Origin of the sequence: Variovorax sp. CF079, from assembly GCF_900101545.1 — a bacterium.
GTDB lineage: Bacteria > Pseudomonadota > Gammaproteobacteria > Burkholderiales > Burkholderiaceae_C > Variovorax.
The window spans coordinates 216,587-235,581 of record NZ_FMZU01000011.1; the positions used below are offsets into that span (position 1 = coordinate 216,587).

Annotated in this window: 17 protein-coding genes; 6 read left to right on the forward strand and 11 right to left on the reverse strand. The window is 68.5% G+C overall.

Annotation, left to right across the window (positions count from 1 at the left end; genetic code table 11):
• Positions 1-11: 11 nt before the first annotated feature.
• On the reverse strand, positions 12-3,509 hold the full coding sequence (locus BLS74_RS16810) for an indolepyruvate ferredoxin oxidoreductase family protein (RefSeq protein ID WP_093108290.1): 3,498 nt from the start codon (positions 3,507-3,509) through the stop codon (positions 12-14).
• Between the two features lie 148 nt (positions 3,510-3,657).
• On the opposite strand from BLS74_RS16810, the gene BLS74_RS16815 reads away from it, so the two are divergent.
• A complete protein-coding gene (locus tag BLS74_RS16815) occupies positions 3,658-8,040 on the forward strand; it encodes a DEAD/DEAH box helicase (protein WP_093108230.1) in 4,383 nt (1,460 codons plus the stop codon).
• 29 nt (positions 8,041-8,069) lie between these two features.
• Here the strand turns inward: BLS74_RS16815 and BLS74_RS16820 are convergent, their stop codons facing one another.
• Positions 8,070-8,870 (reverse strand): exodeoxyribonuclease III, encoded by an 801-nt coding sequence (locus BLS74_RS16820; protein WP_093108232.1) that lies wholly within the window; start codon positions 8,868-8,870, stop codon positions 8,070-8,072.
• Between the two features lie 205 nt (positions 8,871-9,075).
• Between BLS74_RS16820 and BLS74_RS16825 the strand changes: the two genes are divergently transcribed.
• Complete coding sequence (locus tag BLS74_RS16825; protein ID WP_093108234.1) at positions 9,076-9,516, forward strand: response regulator; 441 nt, start codon at positions 9,076-9,078, stop codon at positions 9,514-9,516.
• A gap of 19 nt (positions 9,517-9,535) precedes the next feature.
• Here BLS74_RS16825 and BLS74_RS16830 read toward each other — a convergent pair whose 3' ends face one another.
• Both BLS74_RS16830 and BLS74_RS16835 read right to left on the reverse strand, forming a co-directional pair.
• Positions 9,536-9,901: a hypothetical protein gene (locus BLS74_RS16830; RefSeq protein ID WP_093108236.1), complete on the reverse strand. Its 366-nt coding sequence runs from the start codon at positions 9,899-9,901 to the stop codon at positions 9,536-9,538.
• The gene (locus BLS74_RS16835; protein ID WP_093108238.1) at positions 9,898-10,119 is read right to left on the reverse strand and encodes a hypothetical protein; all 222 of its coding nucleotides are present in this window, start codon (positions 10,117-10,119) and stop codon (positions 9,898-9,900) included. The genes BLS74_RS16830 and BLS74_RS16835 overlap by 4 nt, the downstream gene beginning before the upstream one ends.
• A gap of 274 nt (positions 10,120-10,393) precedes the next feature.
• Here BLS74_RS16835 and BLS74_RS16840 point away from each other — a divergent pair, with 274 nt between their 5' ends.
• The 3 genes from BLS74_RS16840 (at position 10,394) to BLS74_RS33880 (ending at position 11,630) form a co-directional block, all read left to right on the forward strand.
• Entirely contained in the window at positions 10,394-10,597 is a 204-nt protein-coding gene (locus BLS74_RS16840) for a hypothetical protein (protein ID WP_139191702.1), read from the forward strand.
• 272 nt (positions 10,598-10,869) lie between these two features.
• Complete coding sequence (locus tag BLS74_RS16845) at positions 10,870-11,250, forward strand: helicase SNF2 (RefSeq protein ID WP_093108242.1); 381 nt, start codon at positions 10,870-10,872, stop codon at positions 11,248-11,250.
• 125 nt (positions 11,251-11,375) lie between these two features.
• Positions 11,376-11,630, forward strand: a complete 255-nt coding sequence (locus BLS74_RS33880) for a hypothetical protein (protein WP_139191703.1) — start codon at positions 11,376-11,378, stop codon at positions 11,628-11,630.
• A gap of 29 nt (positions 11,631-11,659) precedes the next feature.
• Here BLS74_RS33880 and BLS74_RS16850 read toward each other — a convergent pair whose 3' ends face one another.
• Positions 11,660-12,232: a hypothetical protein gene (locus BLS74_RS16850; protein WP_093108244.1), complete on the reverse strand. Its 573-nt coding sequence runs from the start codon at positions 12,230-12,232 to the stop codon at positions 11,660-11,662.
• 28 nt (positions 12,233-12,260) lie between these two features.
• Complete coding sequence (locus tag BLS74_RS16855) at positions 12,261-12,449, reverse strand: hypothetical protein (RefSeq protein WP_244503896.1); 189 nt, start codon at positions 12,447-12,449, stop codon at positions 12,261-12,263.
• Between the two features lie 273 nt (positions 12,450-12,722).
• Here BLS74_RS16855 and BLS74_RS16860 point away from each other — a divergent pair, with 273 nt between their 5' ends.
• Positions 12,723-13,127 carry a hypothetical protein gene (locus BLS74_RS16860; RefSeq protein WP_093108248.1) on the forward strand — a complete coding sequence of 135 codons (405 nt, stop codon included), beginning with the start codon at positions 12,723-12,725 and terminating at the stop codon, positions 13,125-13,127.
• 8 nt (positions 13,128-13,135) lie between these two features.
• Here BLS74_RS16860 and ybaL read toward each other — a convergent pair whose 3' ends face one another.
• From ybaL to BLS74_RS16885, 5 genes are all read right to left on the reverse strand, one after another.
• A complete protein-coding gene (gene ybaL, locus BLS74_RS16865; protein WP_093108250.1) occupies positions 13,136-14,827 on the reverse strand; it encodes a cation:proton antiporter domain-containing protein in 1,692 nt (563 codons plus the stop codon).
• A 52-nt stretch (positions 14,828-14,879) separates the two neighbouring features.
• On the reverse strand, positions 14,880-17,126 hold the full coding sequence (locus tag BLS74_RS16870) for a xanthine dehydrogenase family protein molybdopterin-binding subunit (RefSeq protein WP_244503897.1): 2,247 nt from the start codon (positions 17,124-17,126) through the stop codon (positions 14,880-14,882).
• Positions 17,123-18,118 carry an FAD binding domain-containing protein gene (locus tag BLS74_RS16875; RefSeq protein ID WP_093108252.1) on the reverse strand — a complete coding sequence of 332 codons (996 nt, stop codon included), beginning with the start codon at positions 18,116-18,118 and terminating at the stop codon, positions 17,123-17,125. The genes BLS74_RS16870 and BLS74_RS16875 overlap by 4 nt, the downstream gene beginning before the upstream one ends.
• On the reverse strand, positions 18,115-18,651 hold the full coding sequence (locus BLS74_RS16880) for a (2Fe-2S)-binding protein (protein WP_093108254.1): 537 nt from the start codon (positions 18,649-18,651) through the stop codon (positions 18,115-18,117). The genes BLS74_RS16875 and BLS74_RS16880 overlap by 4 nt, the downstream gene beginning before the upstream one ends.
• 122 nt (positions 18,652-18,773) lie before the next feature.
• Positions 18,774-18,995, reverse strand: a 222-nt coding sequence (locus BLS74_RS16885; RefSeq protein ID WP_139191704.1) for an SDR family oxidoreductase, incomplete at its 5' end; no start/stop codon positions are given.

Sequence of the window (18,995 nt, forward strand, 5' to 3'; positions counted from 1 at the left end):
TTTTTCCTCGCTCAGGCAATCCTCAAGGCAGGCGCCGCACGGCTTTTCTGCGCACCGTCCAGCGCAGCGGCCAGGCTCTCCCGGTACGCGCGGATGCTCTCGTCCTTGATGTGGCCGTAACCGCGGATCTTTTCCGCCAGGCCGGCAATGCGCGCCGCCTCGGCCAGCCGATCGGGACCCAAGCCCTCGAGCAGGCGCTCCACCAGCTGGCGGTACTCGGCGATCAGCTGCCGCTCCTGCCTGCGTTCCGCCGTGTAGCCGAAGGCATCGAAAGGCGTGCCGCGCAGCCAGCGCAGCGCACCGAGTCCCTTGAACATCGCCAGCATCCACTGCCCGTAGGCGCGCTTCATCGGCAGGCCCTGCGCATTCCGCTTCGCGAACCAGGTCGGCGCGAGATTGAACTGGAGCCGGAAATCGCCTTCGAACTGCGCGCGCAGCTCGGCCAGGAACTCGGGGCGCGTGTACAGGCGCGCCACCTCGTACTCGTCCTTGTAGGCCATGAGCTTGAAGAGGTTGCGGGCCACGGCTTCCGTCAAGCGCAACCGCCGGCCCTCCGGCACGACCGCGCGCTCGCCAGCCTCGACGCGCCGCACGAAATCCAGGTAGCGCTTCGCGTACGACAGGCTCTGGTAGTCCTCGAGAAAACGCACGCGGGTCTCGATGATCTTCTCGAGGCCTTGCGGCCGCGTCAGCTGCACCACCGTGCCCTCGCGGCCCGACAGCTTGGCCTTCCAGGCCGGATCGTGCGCGGCCAGGCGCCCGGCGGCAAAGGCCTTCTTGTTGGCCTCGACCGCGACACCGTTGAGCTCGATGGCCCGCGTCAGCGCACCGAGCCCGACCGGCACACCGCCCCGTTGCCAGGCAAAGCCGAGCAGTAGCATGTTGGCGCCGATCGCGTCGCCCAGCAGGGCCTTGGCAGCGTCGTGCGCATCGATGGCCTGGACCTGGGCCTCGCCGGCGGCGGCCCGGAACTTCTGCAACAGCGCATCGTGGCGGAAAGGCAGGTCCGGCGAACGCGTGAACTCCGCCAAGGTCTGCAAGTGCGAGTTGACGACGAGCTGCGTGCCGCCCTCCTTCACCGTGCCCAGCACGTCGGGCAACGCACCCACCACCATGTCGGCCACGATCAGCGTGCGTGCGCGCTGCGGCTGAACGCGCACCGCATGCAGGAGCGAAGGCCGGCCGGCGATGCGGATGTGGCTCACGACCGAGCCGCCCTTCTGCGCCAGCGCGGTGAAGTCCAGCACCGACGCGCCCTTGCCTTCCAGGTGCGCCGCCATCGCGACCAGCGCGCCGATGGTGATCACGCCCGTGCCGCCGACGCCCGCGACCAGCATGTCGAAGGGCCTGTCGACCTTCGGCAGCGCGGGCAGCGGCAGCGCCCCGGCCAGCGCATGCAGATCCGGCGCGGGCGACAGGGCCGTGCTGCTCTTGCGCACCTCGCCGCCCAGCACGGTCACGAAGCTCGGGCAGAAGCCTTCGGCGCAGGAATAGTCCTTGTTGCAGCTCGATTGCTCGATCTGCCGCTTGCGCCCGAACTCGGTTTCGAGCGGCGCGACCGAGAAGCAGTTGGACTGCACGCCGCAATCGCCGCAGCCCTCGCACACGGCGGCGTTGATGAACATGCGCTTGGCCGGATCGGGGTAGGTCTTCTTCTTGCGCCGGCGCCGCTTCTCCGCCGCGCAGGTCTGGTCGTAGACCAGCACCGTGACGCCGGCGATCTCGCGCAGCTCGCGCTGGACCGCGTCCATGTCGCGCCGGTGGTGCACCTGCACCCCTTCTTCCAGCCGCACGCCGCGGTAGACCTCCGGGTCATCGGTGACCACCACGACCCGCTTCGCGCCTTCGCTCGCGACCTGCGTGCAGATCTGCGCGACGGAGATGCTGCCGTCGACCGGCTGGCCGCCGGTCATCGCGACCGCGTCGTTGAACAGGATCTTGTAGGTGATGTTCGCGCCGCTCGCGATCGCCTGGCGCAGCGCCAGGTAGCCCGAGTGGAAATACGTGCCCTCGCCCATGTTCTGGAAGATGTGCGGCATCGCGGTGAAGGGCGCATGGCCCAGCCAGTCGGCGCCCTCGCCACCCATCTGCGTCAAGCCGCCGGTGCTGCGGTCCATCCAGCTCGCCATGTAGTGGCAGCCCACGCCGGCGAGGGCCTTGCTTCCTTCCGGCACCTTGGTCGACGAGCTGTGCGGGCAGCCCGAGCAGAAGTAAGGCAGCCGGCGCATGCCGTCCGACTCGTTCGACAGCAAGGCGGGCTTCGCGAACAGGCCGGCGTCGATGCGCTCGGCGAGCGGGTCTCCGATCGATGCGAGCCAGGCGCGCAAGGCCGAGGCGATCGATGCGGGGCCCAGCTGGCCCACCCACGTCAGTAGCGGCCCGCCGGCCAGATCGTGCTTGCCGCAGACCGTGGGCCGCTGTTCCTGGTTGAACACCAGCTCCTTCAGCTGCTGCTCGACCACCGAGGCCTTCTCCTCGATGACCAGCACATGGCGCAGGCCGGCGCAGAAGTCCTGCGCGCGCTGCGATTCGAGCGGGAAGCAGAGGCCCGGCTTGTAGATGCGCAGGCCAATGCACTGCAATTCGGCTTCGTCGATGCCGCAACGCTGCAGCACTTCCATCAGGTCATGGAAGGACTTGCCGACCACCATGATGCCCGCCGTCGCCTCCGGCGCAGCGACCACCAGGCGATCGATGGAGTTCAGCCGCGCGAAGGCCTTCAGCGCCTCCAGCCTCGCGGCCAGGCGCACTTCGATGGCGAGCGTCAGGAAGTCGTCGCTGCGGTAGGCCCGCGCTTCGGCGGCCCCGGGCGCCTCATCGGGCGCGGTGAACTCGGGCAGCGACGCCACCTCGATCGAACGCCCGCTCTCCACCGTCTCGGAGATGGCCTTGAATGCGACCCAGAGGCCGGCGTGCCGCGATGCGGCCCAGCCCCACAGCCCGAAGGCGTCGTACTCGTCGACCGAGGCCGGGTGGACGATCGGCATGCCCCAGCCCATCAGCGAGAGCTCGCTCGCATTCGGGATCGAGGACGAGACCGCCGCATGATCGTCGCCGACCACCACCAGCACGCCGCCCTGGCGCGTCGTGCCCGCGGCATTGCCGTGGCGCAGCGCATCGCCGGCCCGATCCAATCCGGGGCCCTTGCCGTACCACATGCCGAAGACGCCGTCGAAGCTGCGCTCTGCATCGGCGCCCACCTGCTGGGTGCCCATCAGCGCCGTGGCGGCCAGGTCCTCGTTGATGGCGGGCAGGAAGCGGATATCGTGCGCCTCGAGATCGGCCTCCGCGCGCCAGAGTTCGACGTCCACGCCGGCGAGCGGCGAGCCGCGGTAGCCGCTCACGAAACCTGCCGTCTTCAGGCCGTGCACTTCGTCCCATTTGCGCTGCAGGAGCAAGAGCCGCACCAGCGCCTGCGTGCCGGTCAGGAACACGCGTCCCTGAAGCGCGCTGCGGTTGTCGGCGAGCCGGTAGTTCGTTGCCGGAACCGGCTCGGGGTCGCGTTTCATGTCGTCGTTCATCGTGCGCAAAAACAAATAGTAGTCTTGCCGCGCGTCACCGGCATGGCTTCGCCCAGGAGCCGTTTTTTTTGACTTGACATTCGCGACAAAGGCCCGAATTGACCGGATATCGCAAGCTGGCCCATCGGCCGCTACGATGTCCGTTCTGCCTGTGTCCCTCGAAGCCTTCCACCCCGCCGTCAGCGGCTGGTTCAGCCGCAGCTTCGCTGCGCCCACCGAGGCGCAGGCGGCGGCGTGGCCCGCGATCCGTGCGGGCCGCCATACGCTGGTCGCCGCGCCGACCGGATCGGGCAAGACCCTGACGGCCTTCCTCGCCGCGCTGGATGGACTGGTGCGCCAGGGCTTGAAGCCCGAGGGGCTCGCCGACGAAACCACAGTGGTCTACGTCTCGCCGCTGAAGGCGCTGTCCAACGACATCCACCTGAACCTGGAAGTGCCGCTGGCGGGCATCCGCGCCGAACTGGCCGCGCTGGGCCTGCCGGACGTCGACATCCGCAGCGCCGTGCGCACCGGCGATACGGCGCCCAGGGATCGCCAGCAGAACCTGCGCAAGCCGCCGCACATCCTGGTCACCACGCCGGAGTCGCTGTACGTGCTGCTCGGTTCGGCATCGGGCCGCAAGATGCTGTCGACCGTGCGCACGGCGATCGTCGACGAGATCCATGCGATCGCGGCCAGCAAGCGCGGCAGCCATCTGTCGCTGTCGCTCGAAAGGCTGCAATCGCTCTGCGAGAAGCCTCTGACGCGCATCGGTCTCTCCGCCACGCAGAAGCCCATCGACGAGGTCGCGCGCTTCCTGGTGGGTGCGGGCGCAGTCACCGATGGCGTTGCGGATTGCGAGATCGTCGACATCGGCTATGCCAAGGAACGCGATCTCGCGCTCGAGCTGCCGCCCGTGCCGCTCGGCGCGGTGATGTCGAACGAGCAGTGGGAGCAGGTCTATTCGCGCGTCGCCGAACTCGTGCACCTGCATCGCACCACGCTGGTCTTCGTCAACACCCGGCGCATGGCCGAACGTGCGGCGCGGCATCTGGGCGAGCGCCTCGGGAAGGAAGCGGTGGCGGCCCATCACGGCAGCCTCGCGAAGGAGGCGCGCCTCGACGCGGAGCAACGCCTCAAGCGCGGCGAACTGAAAGTGCTCGTGGCTACCGCCTCGCTGGAACTGGGCCTGGACATCGGCGATGTCGACCTGGTGTGCCAGCTGGGTTCGCCCCGATCGATCGCCACCTTCCTGCAGCGCGCCGGCCGCTCGGGCCATGCGGTGAGCGGCACGCCCAAGGCGCGCCTGTTCCCGCAGTCGCGCGACGAGCTGGTCGAATGCGCGGCCTTGCTCGATTGCATCCGCCGCGGCGAGCTCGATGCCTTGCACGTGCTGCCCGCGCCCCTCGATGTGCTGGCGCAGCAGATCGTGGCCGAGACCGCCAGCCGCGAATGGGACGAAGACGAGCTGTTCGCCCTGCTGCGCCGCGCCTGGCCCTATGCGCAGTTGAAGCGCGAGGACTACGCCGCCGTGGTGCGCATGCTGTCCGAAGGCTTCACCACCCGCAACGGACCGCGCGCCGGCTATGTGCACCGTGACGCGGTCCATCACCGCTTGCGCGAACGCAAGGGCGCGCGCCTGACCGCCCTCACCTCGGGCGGCACCATTCCCGAGACCGGCGACTACAGCGTGGTGCTCGAACCGCAGGCCCACAAGATCGGCACCGTGAACGAAGACTTCGCGGTCGAGAGCCTGGCCGGCGATGTGTTCCAGCTCGGCAACACCAGCTACCGCATCCTGCGCATCGAGCCGGGCCGCGTGCGCGTGGAAGATGCGCATGGTGCGGCGCCCAACATCCCGTTCTGGCTCGGCGAGGCGCCGGGCCGCAGCGACGAGCTCTCCTTCGGCGTCTCGCGGCTGCGCGACGAGGTCGGACAGCACATCGCCACGCAAGGCGCCGAGGCCGCGGTGCGCTGGCTGGCGCGCGGCGTGGGACTGCACGACGAAGCCGCACGCCAGATCGTCGACCACCTCGCGCGCACCGTGGCAGCGCTGGGCGCGGTGCCGACGCAGGACCGGATCGTGATCGAGCGCTTCTTCGACGAATCGGGCGGCATGCAGCTGGTGATCCATTCGCCGTATGGAAGCCGTCTCAACCGCGCGTGGGGCCTGGCCCTGCGCAAGCGCTTCTGCCGCAAGTTCAATTTCGAGCTGCAGGCCGCGGCCACCGAGGATGCGATCGTGCTCTCGCTGTCCACCAGCCACAGCTTTGCGCTGCCGGAGGTGGCCCGCTACCTGCACTCGGCCACGGCGCTGGACGTGCTGGTGCAGGCGCTGCTGGACGCGCCGCTGTTCGGTGTGCGCTGGCGCTGGAATGCAACCACCGCACTCGCCCTGCCGCGCTTCATCGGCGGCCGCAAGGTGGCGCCGCAGCTGCAGCGCATGAAGTCCGAAGACCTGCTGGCGTCCGTGTTCCCGGACCAGGTCGCCTGCGCTGAGAACCTCGCGGGCGAACGCGAGATCCCCGAGCACCCGCTGGTCGCGCAGACCCTGGACGACTGCCTGCACGAGGCCATGGACGCCGAGGGCTGGCTGCGCCTGCTGCGTCGCATCGAAGCGGGCGAAGTGAGCGTGCTCGCGTGCGATCTTCCCGCGCCCTCGCCGCTCGCCGCGGAAGTGCTGAACGCACGGCCCTATGCCTTTCTCGACGATGCGCCGCTGGAAGAGCGCCGCACCCAGGCCGTGCAGAGCCGCCGCTACACCGATCCGGAGAGCGCGGACGACATGGGCCGGCTGGACCCGGAGGCGATCGGCAGCGTGCGAGAGGAAGCCTGGCCCGGCCCCCGCAACCCCGACGAGATGCATGAAGCGCTCAGCGGGCTCGGCGTGGTCAACGACGAGGACGTGGCTCGCAATGCGAACTGGGAAACATGGCTCGAGGCGCTCGCCGGCGCCGGCCGCGCGACGCGCCTGTCGCTTGGCCTGTGGGTCGCGGCCGAGCGCCTGGCGCTGACCCAGGCGCTCTATCCCGGCGCCGCCATGCAGCCGCTCATCGAGGCCCCTGCCGAATATGCGCAGACCTCCGGGAGCCGCGACGAGCTGCTGCGCGAGCTGCTGCAGTCGCGCCTCGGCGGGCTGGGCCCGGTCTCGGCGAACGAACTGGCGCAGCAGCTCCGGTTGCCGCTCTCAGACATCGAAGCCGCACTGCTGGGATTGCAAAGCGAAGGCCAAGTGCTGCAGGGGCGATTCACGCCCGAGGCCGACGGCCAGGAGTGGTGCGAAAGGCATCTGCTCGCACGCATCCACCGCTACACCCTCAAGCGCCTGCGGCGCGAGATCGAACCCGTGGAGCCGCGCGACTTCGCACGCTTTCTCTTCGAATGGCAGCACGTCGGCGCGGCCGCGCGTGTCAGCGGCCCGGAGGCCCTGGCCGGCGTGCTGACCCAATTGGAAGGCTACGAGGCGCCGGCCGCGCTGTGGGAGGCCGAACTGCTGCCGGCGCGCGTCAACGACTATGCCAGCGCCTGGCTCGACGACCTGTGCACCGCGGGGCGCGTGCTGTGGACGCGGCTGCGGCCGTCCGCCAACGATGGCCGCGCGGCAGGGGGTGCCGGCCAGTCGCTGCGCGCCACGCCGATCCTGCTGCTGCCGCGGCGCAGCGCAGCGCTCTGGAACGGACTCGCGCCGGCACCGGTCGACGACGCGGGACTGGGTTCGCGCGCGCAGCGCGTGGCTGCCTGGCTCTCGGCCAACGGCGCGTCTTTCTTCGACGAGATCGCCGAGGGCGCACGCCTGCTGGGCACCGAGGTCGAAGACGCGCTCAGCGAACTGGTCGCGCGCGGCCGCGTGCGCTGCGACAGTTATGCGGGCCTGCGCGCATTGCTGGTGCCGGCCTCGAAGCGCGCGCCGACGCACGCGCAGCAGCAGCGCCGGCGCCGCGCCGCGCTCTTCGGCATCGAGGACGCGGGCCGCTGGCTGCTGACGCGGCAGCCGGGCTCCGCGACGACCGAAGAGCCGCCTCGCGCCCTCGCGCCCGAATCCATCGAACAGGTCGCGCGCGTGCTGCTGCGCCGCTATGGCGTGGTGTGCTGGAGCATGCTCGAGCGCGAGGCCGCCTGGTTGCCGCCATGGCGCGACCTGGTGCGTAGCTACCGCCGGCTCGAAGCCCGCGGCGAGATCCGCGGCGGCCGCTTCATCGCGGGCCTGTCCGGCGAGCAGTTCGCGCTGCCCGAGGCCATCGGGCTCATGCGCCAGATGCGGCGCCGGCCGGCCGACGAAAGCCTGGTCTGCCTGTCGGCTTCGGATCCCGCCAACCTGCTCGGAACGGTCATTCCGGGCACCAAGATTCCGCGGGTCGCAGGCTCGCGTGTGCTGTACCGGGATGGCATCCCTATCGCGACCAGCGTCGCGGGCCAGGTCGAGATGCTTGCGCCCCTGAGCGCCGCGCAGCAGAACGCGGCGCGCAAGGCGCTCTCGCTGGACCCCGCGCTGCATTGGGTGCATCGAACAACGGAGATCGCCGAGGAGCTTCGCCGCTGAACGCCGGCGTCGGCGAGCGCACCGCTGCTTCAGCTCTTGTCGGAGAGCCCGATCGAGGGCAGATCGAGTTCGACCCAGGCCGGCGCGTGATCGCTGGCACCAGCCCGGCCCCGCACCTCGCGATCCACGTTCGCATCGATCAGCAAGGGCGCGAGCTCCGCATTGAGCAGCAGGTGGTCGATGCGCAGGCCCGCGTTGCGCGGCCAGCGGTTGCGCCAGTAGTCCCAGTAGGTGTAGATCGCCTCGTTCGGATGGCGCGCGCGGATCGCGTCGGTCCAGCCCTGCTTCAAGAGGCGCGCGAAGGCGGCACGAGCCTCCGGCTGCAGCAGCGCATCGTCGCGCCACGAGGCGGGGTTGTAGATGTCGGCATCGGTAGGCACCACGTTGAAGTCCCCGGCCAGCACCGCCGGCAGCCCGCAGGCGTAGAGCTTGCGCGCATGCACTTCGAGCCGTCCGAACCATTCGAGCTTGTAGTCGAACTTGGGGCCGGGCTGGGGATTGCCGTTGGGCAAGTACAGGCAGCCGACGACCACGCCGCCGACCACGGCTTCGAGGTAGCGGCTCTGGCTGTCTTCGCTGTTGCCGTCCAGGCCGCGGCCGGTTTCGATCGGCTCCCGGCCGCGCGCGAGGATGGCCACGCCGTTCCACGAACGCTGGCCATGAAACACGACGCCGTAGCCCGCTGCGCGAATCGCGGCCGCTGGAAAATTCTCGTCGGGCGACTTGAGCTCCTGCAGGCAGGCCACGTCCGGCCTCGACTCGGCCAGCCATTCCAGCAGGCGCGGGAGACGGCCGTTGACACCGTTGACGTTGAAGGTCGCGATCTTCATGGCGCAGGCATGGGAGGAAGAATGACGTCGGCATCATGACGTGCAAGCCGTCATCGGCCGCGTCGGAGAACATGCTCTGCTTTTCCATGTGTTGCGCCCTGTATCGCCATACACCAGAGGCGGTCATCTGATCGCGGCGCGTTCCTACAGTCCGCCCCTCGGCGCAGGACGATGCTCCCGATCCCAACGTCCCGAGAGATCGCAGATGGCCCCCCCAACCGCATGCTCGCCCAATGCTTGCAGCTTGCGGGTGCTGGTGGTCGAAGACGATCCCGATGTGCTGGAAGCCGCGCTCGAGGCCCTGGAACTCCTGGGCCACTGGGCGACCGGCGTCCGCAGCGCCGAGGGTGCGCTCACCCGCTTCCTCGAAGGCGCGTTCGACGTGCTGATGGTCGACGTCGGCCTGCCGGCCTTGTCCGGGCTGGAACTGGCCGGCAAGTTGCAGTCTCGTTGCAAGCTGCCGGTCATTTTTGCCACGGGCAGAAAGGCGCCGGACGGACCTCTGCACAGCGCCGTCTGGCTGTGCAAGCCCTTCAGCCTCGAGCAACTGCGCGACGCACTGCGCCAGGCGTCCCAGCTCGTCGAGCTGAAGCTCGTCGACAACCCGGTCGCGCCTGCACCACGGGTCGCGGCAAGCGGCGCCTAGAAGCGGCGCTGCGAAGCACTCAAGCCGGCGGGCAGCGGTCGTAGACCAGGGCCAGATAGTCCGCGTGCTTTCGAAGGCTCTCGAGCTGCTGCACCGTGTTGCCGCGGATCGGGTCCTTCGGGTCGAACCTCACGTCGCCGTCGGGCAACAGAATGAAATGCGTTCGCCCGGACAAGCGGCCGCTGCGGTCGTCGGCATGCACGTAGCCGCAGCCCGTGCCCGTGCTCTTGTTGTAGGTCACGCCGGAGAACACGGCGAAGCGGGGTTCCGGCAGCCTGGTTTTCACCTGTGATTGGACCTGCCAGATCGGCCAATAGAACCACCACCCGCCGACGCAAGCGGCAAAGACCGAGATGCTGGCCAGAATGCAGACAATGACTCTCATGGCTTGTCCTTGTCGGGTTGCACGAACTGCATCGCGAAACGACCCAGAGGGGTCAGTTCCGTCACGGTGGCCGTGCCCGCCCGTCCCGGCGGCGCCGAGAACGTGACCTTGACCCAGCCCCCGTCCTTCAGGATGCGCAGGCTCTCGATGTCCTCTGCCGCAGTGAAGACCATCGGCAGAGGACCCTTGGCCACGCGCTGGAGCACGCTATAGGACATGTGCTGCTAGGCAGGCACGGCGAAGAGACCGACCGTGGTTTGTCTCGGAGCGTATGTCCATGTAGCCAATTGTAATTACATGTAGTACTTACAGGTTAACTTCTTTCGTGATCCATTTCACGAGTTCGCGAATCCGGCAAAAGCATGAAGTAGTGCCGAATGCGGCGCGCAAGGCCCACCCCTGCCATGGAAAGGGTCCGGCGCTTTGTGTAGTCTTTCGTGGAGCAGGAGATAACCATCGAAATGGCCCGAGCGCCATGAAATGGAGGCAGCCATGCAGGATTCGGTGACGCCTATCGACGCATCCTTCGAGCGATGGACGCAACTCTCGGACGCCTACGAGCAGCACCTGCTGCACATGAAGCAGGGTGATGAAAGCGCGCGCGCAGAAGCGATACGGCTCGCACGCGAACTGGATGCGCTGACCCGACTGCTCGGACGCAAGCTCCCCGCGAACCGGTCACCCGACAAGCGCTGAGGCCTTCTTCGTCCTTCCGCGCAGCCTTCTCTGGGTCCAATTGCCCGATCCGGATCGGGGTGCCGCGTCCGGATTGTTGCCGGAACGAAAACACCGCAATTCCATTTGGCAGGGTTTCTACCTAGATTTCGGGCGCAAACTTCATCCCCACAGAGCAGCCATTCACTGTTCTGGATGAACAGGGCACCGAGCGAGGTGGCCGCCCCCGAAGGGACGGCGCCCCACCCAAGACCGGTTCGAAATCATCATCCAAACCATTGAAGGAAATTGAAATGAAGACCTCGAAGATCATTGCCGCCGCCGCTCTCTCGCTTCTTGCTGCCGCTGGCGCCCAAGCCGAAACCTATGAAGGCGTGCATTCGCTGGTGTCGGCCAACAGCCGTGCCGACGTGAGGGCCCAAGCGGTGGCTGCCGCACGCAGCGAGAACCCGTACGCCGAAGGCGTCTCGTCGCGCGTCGCGCCGGCGCTGACCGCCTCGACCGACCGTGCCGGCGTGCGAGCCGAAGCCGTCGCCGCCGCCCGCAGCGCCAACCCGTACGCGGAAGGCTATGCGCAAGGCGTGGCGCCGGTGCTCGCCAGCACGGTTGACCGCGCCACCGTGCGCGCCGAAGCCCGCGCCGCAGCGCGCGGCATCGACCAGCTTGCACTGTAATCGGCTGCACTCGAGACGACAAACCGGGCCGCGAGCCCGGTTTTTTCATGCGGCGTTGGCCGCAGGCCACTCGGCCTCGCTGAAAGAATGCCGGCGGCCCGGGAGCGCGGCACAATCTCGTCAGCATGACGCAGCAATTGCCCCACCCCGATGACCTGAGCGATGCGGAGCTCGCTGAACACGCCCATGCCTGGCGACGCCTGGCATTGCGCGGAGACCGCAACGCGCGAGCGCCCGCGCACGCTTACGAGACTGCCTTGCGCGAACGCGTGCGCGCCTCGATGGCAGCCGAGCTGATGGCCACCGCCGCGGCGCCCGAACCGAAACGCCCGTGGTGGCGCCGATGGTGGCCCTCGATGAGCGAGCACGTCACGTCCTGAACGGACGGCGCTTCCTCCTTCTTCAGCGGTCAGCGGCCGCCGAGCTGCCCGAAGGAGGTGCGAAGCCCCACATAGTCGGTCGGCCCGCTGCTCTCGGGTGGATGACCGGTCGCCGACAGCCAGGCCGCGATGCTGGGCAGGCGCTTGTCGAAATAGAGCTGCAGGTGGGACCAGTTGCCGCCCTCCGTATGGGGCGAGGTCATTTCGAGCGCCTCGACCGCGATCGCGCGCAAGCTGCTCACCATCGCCAGCGAGCGCCCGTCGAGCAATTGCAGCGTCACCTCGCGACCCTGCGCCAGGATTTCATCGAGGATGCGGCGATTCACCATGTAGTCGGGCCAGCTGCGCTTGCCGCAGGCGTCGTTCAGCTCCCTGAAGACCCAGTGCATGTTGGTGGCGAAGATCGCCGCCACCTGCCCGGCCTGCCGCAGGCTCTGCTTCGAGGCCAGGGCCTGCAGCCGCAGCGCCCACAGGATCGCGGCAAGAACGCCCAGTGTCTGGACCCATGCCGCCCATTCGGTCGAGGTCGCAGGACGGTTGAACCAGCCGACGACCACCAGTGCGACAGTGAGCGCGGCGACCGCCGCTCCGAATTTCCGCATGCTTTCCTCTGGGTCTGGGTACGCCGCCTCAGGCGCGCGGCCCGTCCTTGCCGAACAGTTTTCTTATCGCCGCAATCCCTGCCACCAATGCATTGGCGTAGGTCGCTTGCGGATCGCTCGCAGCCTCGAGCGGCAGGTATGGAAGCGCTTCTTCCATCGCGTAGTCGGTGCCCTCCATCAATACCCAATAGAACTCGCCCTCTTCGAGTTCGTGCACGGTGAGCGCGATATTTCGCAATTGCGACATGAGTTTAGGAGGGGGTCATCGAGTGAACTCATCGATCCTATTCATCGCGCGTTACAACACCTAGCCAAAACTTCACGTTTCGTCTCAAATGTGATGAACGGTAATTAAATTGGCAAGTCTTGAATACCCTCAATAGCCTGAATGTGGGTAATTTGCACCTGCCAAGCTTTTCCTACAGCGCCCGGGTGCCGCCGTGCCTAAGCTGAATGCACCTCAACAACACCGCCGTGCCAAGGAGGAGACATGAAGCATTTCACCCTCGACCCCCACATGGTCGCCGCCTTCGGAGGGGCCTTCTATCCGACCGGCCATTCCATGGTGATGTTTCCCAATGCCGAGGACGCGAGCCGAGTCGGACACCAGCTGATCGACAACGGCTTCAGCGGCGACGAGGTCTACCTGATCCCTCCCAAGACCATGCTGGCCCAGATCTCGCCCACGGTCAGGGACGCGGACAACCCGCTGCCCTCGGCCGGCACCGACGGCGCCACCGTGCGCGCCTACACCAAGCTCGCGCGCGACGGCCACACCGGCCTCCTGGTCAAGACCGAGAACAGGGCCGCGGCCGAGCGCCTGATGGAGGTGGTGCGTACGGTGCCCTATTCGATCGCCGAGCGCTACTGCAGGCTGGTGATCGAGGACCTCTGAACCAGGTCTCAGGCCGGCGCGGCGCGGCTGAGCACGGCGCGCGCCATCGACTGCGCAAGCTCGTGCTCGCCGAGGAACACGGTGGCCTCCACCTCCTCCGAGAGCAGCCGCGCCTCCTCCTCGTTGTGGCTGCGGATCACGGTCTCGATCGCGGGGTTGAGCGTGCGCGCGGTCTCGATCATCTGCCGCACATTCATCGCATCGGCGACGGCGACCACGAGCACGCGGGCCCGCGCCACATGCGCCTGGATCAGCACCGCGGGATCGGCCGCATCGCCCCAGACGGCCGCCAGCCCCTCGGCGCGCAGCTTCTCCACCAGTTCGCGGTTCTGCTCCGCCACCACGAAGGGAACATCGTGGGCTGCCAGCTCGGCGGCAATGCGCCGCCCCACGCGGCCATAACCGACCAGCACGACGTGGCGCGACAGGTACTTCGCCTCGGTGCTCACCGGCAGCTCGGCCAACGGGTCGTCGCGCAGCGCCAGGCTGCGCGCAAGGGATGAACGCGCATGCAGCCATTTCTGCACCGGACCGATCAGGCTGAACCACAGCGGATTGGTGGCGATGGAGATCAGCGCGCCGGCCAGCAGCAGGCTCTGGCCCTCGGCCGGCAGCAGCCCGAGCGAGACGCCGAGCGCAGCCAGGATGAATGAGAACTCGCCGATCTGCGCCAGGCTCGCGCTCACCGTGAGCGCCGTGCTCAAGGGATAGCGGAACAGCAGCACCAGCGCGCAGGCCGCCACGGACTTGCCCACCACGATCACCCCCACGACCGCCAACACCTGCAGCGGGCGTTCGATCAGCACGGCCGGGTTGAACAACATGCCGACCGAGACGAAGAACAGGACGGCAAAGGCGTCGCGCAGGGGCAGCGATTCCTGCGCCGCCCGATGACTGAACTCGGATTCGCGCATCACCATCCCCGCGAAGAAGGCGCCGAGCGCGAAGGACACGCCGAACAGCGCCGCCGATGCGAAGGCGATGCTGACCGCGGCCGCCACCACGCACAGCGTGAAGAGTTCGCGCGAACCGGTGCGCGTGACCTGCCACAGGACCCACGGGAACACGCGCCGCCCCACCACCAGCATCAGCACCACGAAACCACCCACCTGCAGCAGCGTGAGGCCCAGCGTCTGCCAGACCGGCGCCGCGTCGGCCACGGCCGTCTTGCCGCCCATCACGCCGGCCAGCGGCGGCAGCAGCACGAGCACCAGCACCATCGCGAGGTCTTCCACCACCAGCCAGCCGACCGCGATGCGGCCGGTGAAGGAATCGAGGAGCCCCAGGCTCTCGAGCGCGCGCAGCAGCACCACCGTGCTCGCCACCGACAAGGCGAGCCCGAACACCAGTGCGCCGCCCAGGCTCCAGCCCCACCACGTGGCCAATGCGCCACCAAGCAGCGTGGCCACCGCCATCTGCACGATCGCGCCGGGCAATGCGATCTTGCGCACCGCGAGCAGATCGTCGAGCGAGAAGTGCAGGCCGACGCCGAACATCAGCAGCATCACGCCGATCTCGGCCAGCTGCGCGGCGATCTCCGCATCCGCCACGAAGCCCGGGGTGAACGGGCCGATGATCACGCCCGCGAGCAGGTAGCCCACCAGCGCCGGCAGCCGAAGCCGCGCCGCCAGGAAGCCGAGTACCAGCGCCAGGCCGAGACCGGCCGCAACGGTATTGATCAGGGAGACGCTGTGGGGCATCGCTGCATTTTGCAAGATCGACGCCAACGCACCTGCACCTTTCAGCGCGCCGTCAATCCAGTCCCAGCACCTTGTCGAGCGTGATCGGCAGGCTGTACACGCGGCGCCCCGTCGCATGGAAGATCGCGTTGCCCACGGCCGCCGCGACGCCCACGATGCCGATCTCCCCCACGCCCTTGACGCCCAGCGGATTGACGACCTCGTCCGGCTCGTCGACGAAGATCACCTCGATCTCCCCGACGTCGGCGTTGGCAGCCAGGTGGTATTCGGCCAGGCTGTGGTTCATCACGCGGCCCAAACGGTGATCGACGAGACCCTCCTCGTGCAGCGCCATGCCGATGCCCCAGACCACGCCGCCCTCGATCTGGCTGGTGGCTGTTCTCGGATTGACGATGCGTCCGGCCGCCACCGCGCTGACGACGCGCGTGACGTGCACGCTGCCCAGGTCTTCATCCACGCGCACCTCGGCGAACACCGCCGAATGCGTGGCGCGCGCGTACTTGCGCTGCTTCATGAGATTGGGCAATGCGAGGCTCTTGGCTTCGATCTGGGCCGCACCGGCGCGCTGCATCAGCTCGCGCAGGCTGATGGAACGCGAGGGATCCACGCGCAGCCGCACCAGGCCGTTGACGAATTCGACATCCTTCAACCGCGGCTGGCGCAGCGGCGTATCGCCTTGCGCACGCGCCATGAGGAGCAGCTTGGCCGCGATCTTGATGCAGGCGGCCTGAACCGCCGTGCCGATGGTGGCCACGGTGAAGGAGCCCCCCTGGACCGGCGCCAGCGGCAGGCTCGAATCGCCGAGGCTGAAGTCCACCTTGGCAAGCGGCAGGCCCAAGGTCGCCGCTGCGATCTGCGACATCACGGTGCCGGTGCCGGTGCCGATGTCGGTGGTGGCGCTGCCGACCTCCAGCGTGCCGTCGACCCGCAGCACGGCGCGTGCGGCGCCGTGGATCTGCATCGCGTCCCACACGCCGGTGGCCATGCCCCAGCCGATCAGCGTGCGGCCGTCACGCATCGAGCGCGGCTCGGGCTCTCGGCGCGACCAGCCGAAGCGCTCCGCGCCGCGCGCATAGCATTCGCGCAACGCCTTGCTCGAGAAGGGTTTGCCGCTTCCGGGCTCGGTCTCGGTGTAGTTGCGCAGGCGCAGGGCCAGCGGGTCCAGGCCGACGGCATGCGCCAGTTCGTCCATCGCGCTTTCGAGCGCATAAACCCCTTGGGCCGCGCCGGGTGCGCGCATGTCGGTCGGCGTGAAACGGTCGAGCTCGACCACGCGATGGGCCAGCCGCAGATTCGGCGTGTTGTAGAGCAGACCCGTCCAGCTGACGATGTTCTCGACGTAGTCCTCATTGCGCGAAGTCTCCGACACCGCCTCGTGCACGACGGAGCGCAGCCGCCCTTCGGTATCGCAGGCCAACTTCAGCGTCTGCAGGGTCTCGGGCCGATGGCCGAAGCTGAACATCTGCTGGCGCGTGAGCACCACGCGCACCGTGCGCCGCAGCGTCAGCGCCGCCATCGCGGCCAGCACCAGCTGGTAGCCGGGCCGCAGCCCCGACCCGAAGGCCCCGCCCACGAAGGGACACAGCACGCGCACATCGCGCTTGCGCAGCTTCAGCACGCGCGCCAGGTAGGCGCGGCTGTTCTGCGCGCCCTGCGTCTTGTCGTAGATCGTGAGCCGCCCTTCGCCTTCCCAGATCGCCGTGCTGGCATGCGTTTCCATGGGGTTGTGAAACTCGGCCGGCGAGCGGTAGCACGCCTCGATCCTGACCGGCGCTTCGTCCCAGGCATCTTCCGGTTCGCCGCGCACCTTGGGCGCGACCTGGTAGCCGAACTTGAGGCGGCTCGGCTTGCGGGCCTCGATCGCCAGCCGCTGCATGTCGCTGCGCGGCCGCTCGGCGGCGCAGTGCACCTCGATCAGCCGCGCCGCATGGCGCGCGGCCTCGAAGCTCACCGCCACGACCAGCGCCACCGGCTGCGCGTCGGAGTGGATCTGCGCATCGTGCAGCGGCCGGAACGGCGAGCCGCCGGGCGCATCCATGTCCTTGTGCAGCAGATCGAAGCGTGCCATGGGCGGCCGGTTCTCGTGGGTCAGCACCTCGATCACGCCCGGCACGGCGCGCGCCGCGCGGCTGTCGATGGAACGGATGCGCCCGCGCGCGATCGGGCTCGGCACCACCACGCCGTAGAGCAGGCCCTCGGCCGGATGCTCGGCGGCGTAGCGGGCCGCACCCGTCACCTTGGCCCGAGCGTCGACACGCGCCACCGGCGCCCCGAAGGGCAATCCGGGTTGTGCCGTCACGCACCCGCCTCCATGCCGGCCGCCTGCAGCAGCGCACGCACGACGGCACGGCGCGCCAGTTCGATCTTGAAGCCGTTGTGCTCCAGCGCCCGCGCGCCCTCGACCAGAACGGACGCCGCTGCCTCGAACGCGGCGACACCGGGCACCTGGCCGGCCAGCAGCGCCTCGGCTTCGCACCGGCGCCAGGGCTTGTGGGCCACACCGCCGAGCGCGATGCGCGCCGACCGGATGCGCCCCTGCGCGATGTCGAGCGCGCAGGCCACGGACACCAGCGCGAAAGCGTAGGAGCGCCGGTCGCGCAGCTTGAGATAGCAGGAATGGCGAGCGAAGGGATCGGGCGGCAGCTCGACCGCGATGACCAGTTCGTCCGCGGCCAGCGTCGTATCGCGCTCCGGTGCATCGCCGGGCAGCCGATGGAAGTCGGCCATGGCGATGGAGCGTTCGCCCTGCGGCCCCTGCACGTGAACCACCGCTTCGAGCGCCGCCAGCGCGACGCACATGTCCGAAGGATGCACCGCAACGCACTGCTCGCTGGCGCCGAGGATCGCGTGGATGCGATTCAGCCCCTCGATCGCCGGGCAGCCGCTGCCCGGCGCGCGCTTGTTGCACGGCGTGACGATGTCGTAGAAGTAGTAGCAGCGCGTGCGCTGCAGCAGGTTGCCGCCGACGGTCGCCATGTTGCGCAGCTGCGGCGAGGCGCCGGCCAGCAGCGCCTCCGCCAGCAGGGGATAGCGGCGCTGCACTTCCGGATGCCAGGCCAGGTCGGCATTGCGCACCAGCGCGCCCACGTGGAGGCCGCCGCGTTCGGTGACGCGCACCTCGCGCAGCGGCAGGTGCGTGATGTCGACCAGCCGCGCAGGCCGGGCGACGCCTTCCTTCATGAGGTCGAGCAGATTGGTGCCGCCGGCGATGAAGCGCGCGCCGTCCACGCCGCCAATGGAGCGCAGCGCGTCGGCCGCATCGGTGGCGAGGTGGTACTCGAAAGGATTCATCGCGCGGCTTTCCACGCACCGGACTGCTGATGCCCCAGCACTTCGACCACCGCCCTGACGATGTTCGGATAGGCGCCGCAACGGCAGAGGTTGCCGCTCATCTGTTCGCGCACGTCGTCTTCGTTCTGCGCATGGCCCTCGCGCAGCAGGCCGACCGCCGAGCAGATCTGGCCCGGCGTGCAGTAGCCGCACTGAAAAGCATCGTGGTCGACGAAGGCCTGCTGCAGCGGATGCAGAAGGTCGCCGTGCGCCAGCCCCTCGATGGTCTGTATCGTCGCGCCCTCCTGCATCACCGCGAGCGCGAGACAGGCGTTGATCCGGCGGCCGTCCACCAGCACCGTACAGGCGCCGCACTGCCCATGGTCGCAGCCCTTCTTGGTGCCAGTCAGACCGCAGTGCTCGCGCAGCAGGTCCAGCAGCGTGGTCCAGGCCTCGAGCCGCACCGTGCGCGCGACGCCGTTCAAGTGGAAGCGGACCGTGTGCACCTCGCAGGCGGTGCGCTCCTGCGTGCTGAGGGTGGAGGTGGCATCCATGGGCTGTGACCTTGTCGTGCGGCGGAGGCTGGCGCAGTAGGACGTGACCGCAAGCATCGTCGCCGGAAACAAAAAGACCCGCCGCGGCGGGTCTTTTTGCAACTGGCCGAAGCGTCGGCGCCTCAGTGCATGTGCAGGCCGCCGTTGACCGAGAAGTCGGCGCCCGTCGAGTAGCCGCCTTCGTCGGTCGCGAGCCACGCGATGATGGAAGCGATCTCGCTGGGCTCGCCGAGCCGCTTGACGGGAATCGTGCCCACGATCTTGTCGAGCACTTCCTGGCGGATCGCCTTGACCATGTCGGTGCCGATGTAGCCCGGGCTCACGGTGTTCACCGTCACGCCCTT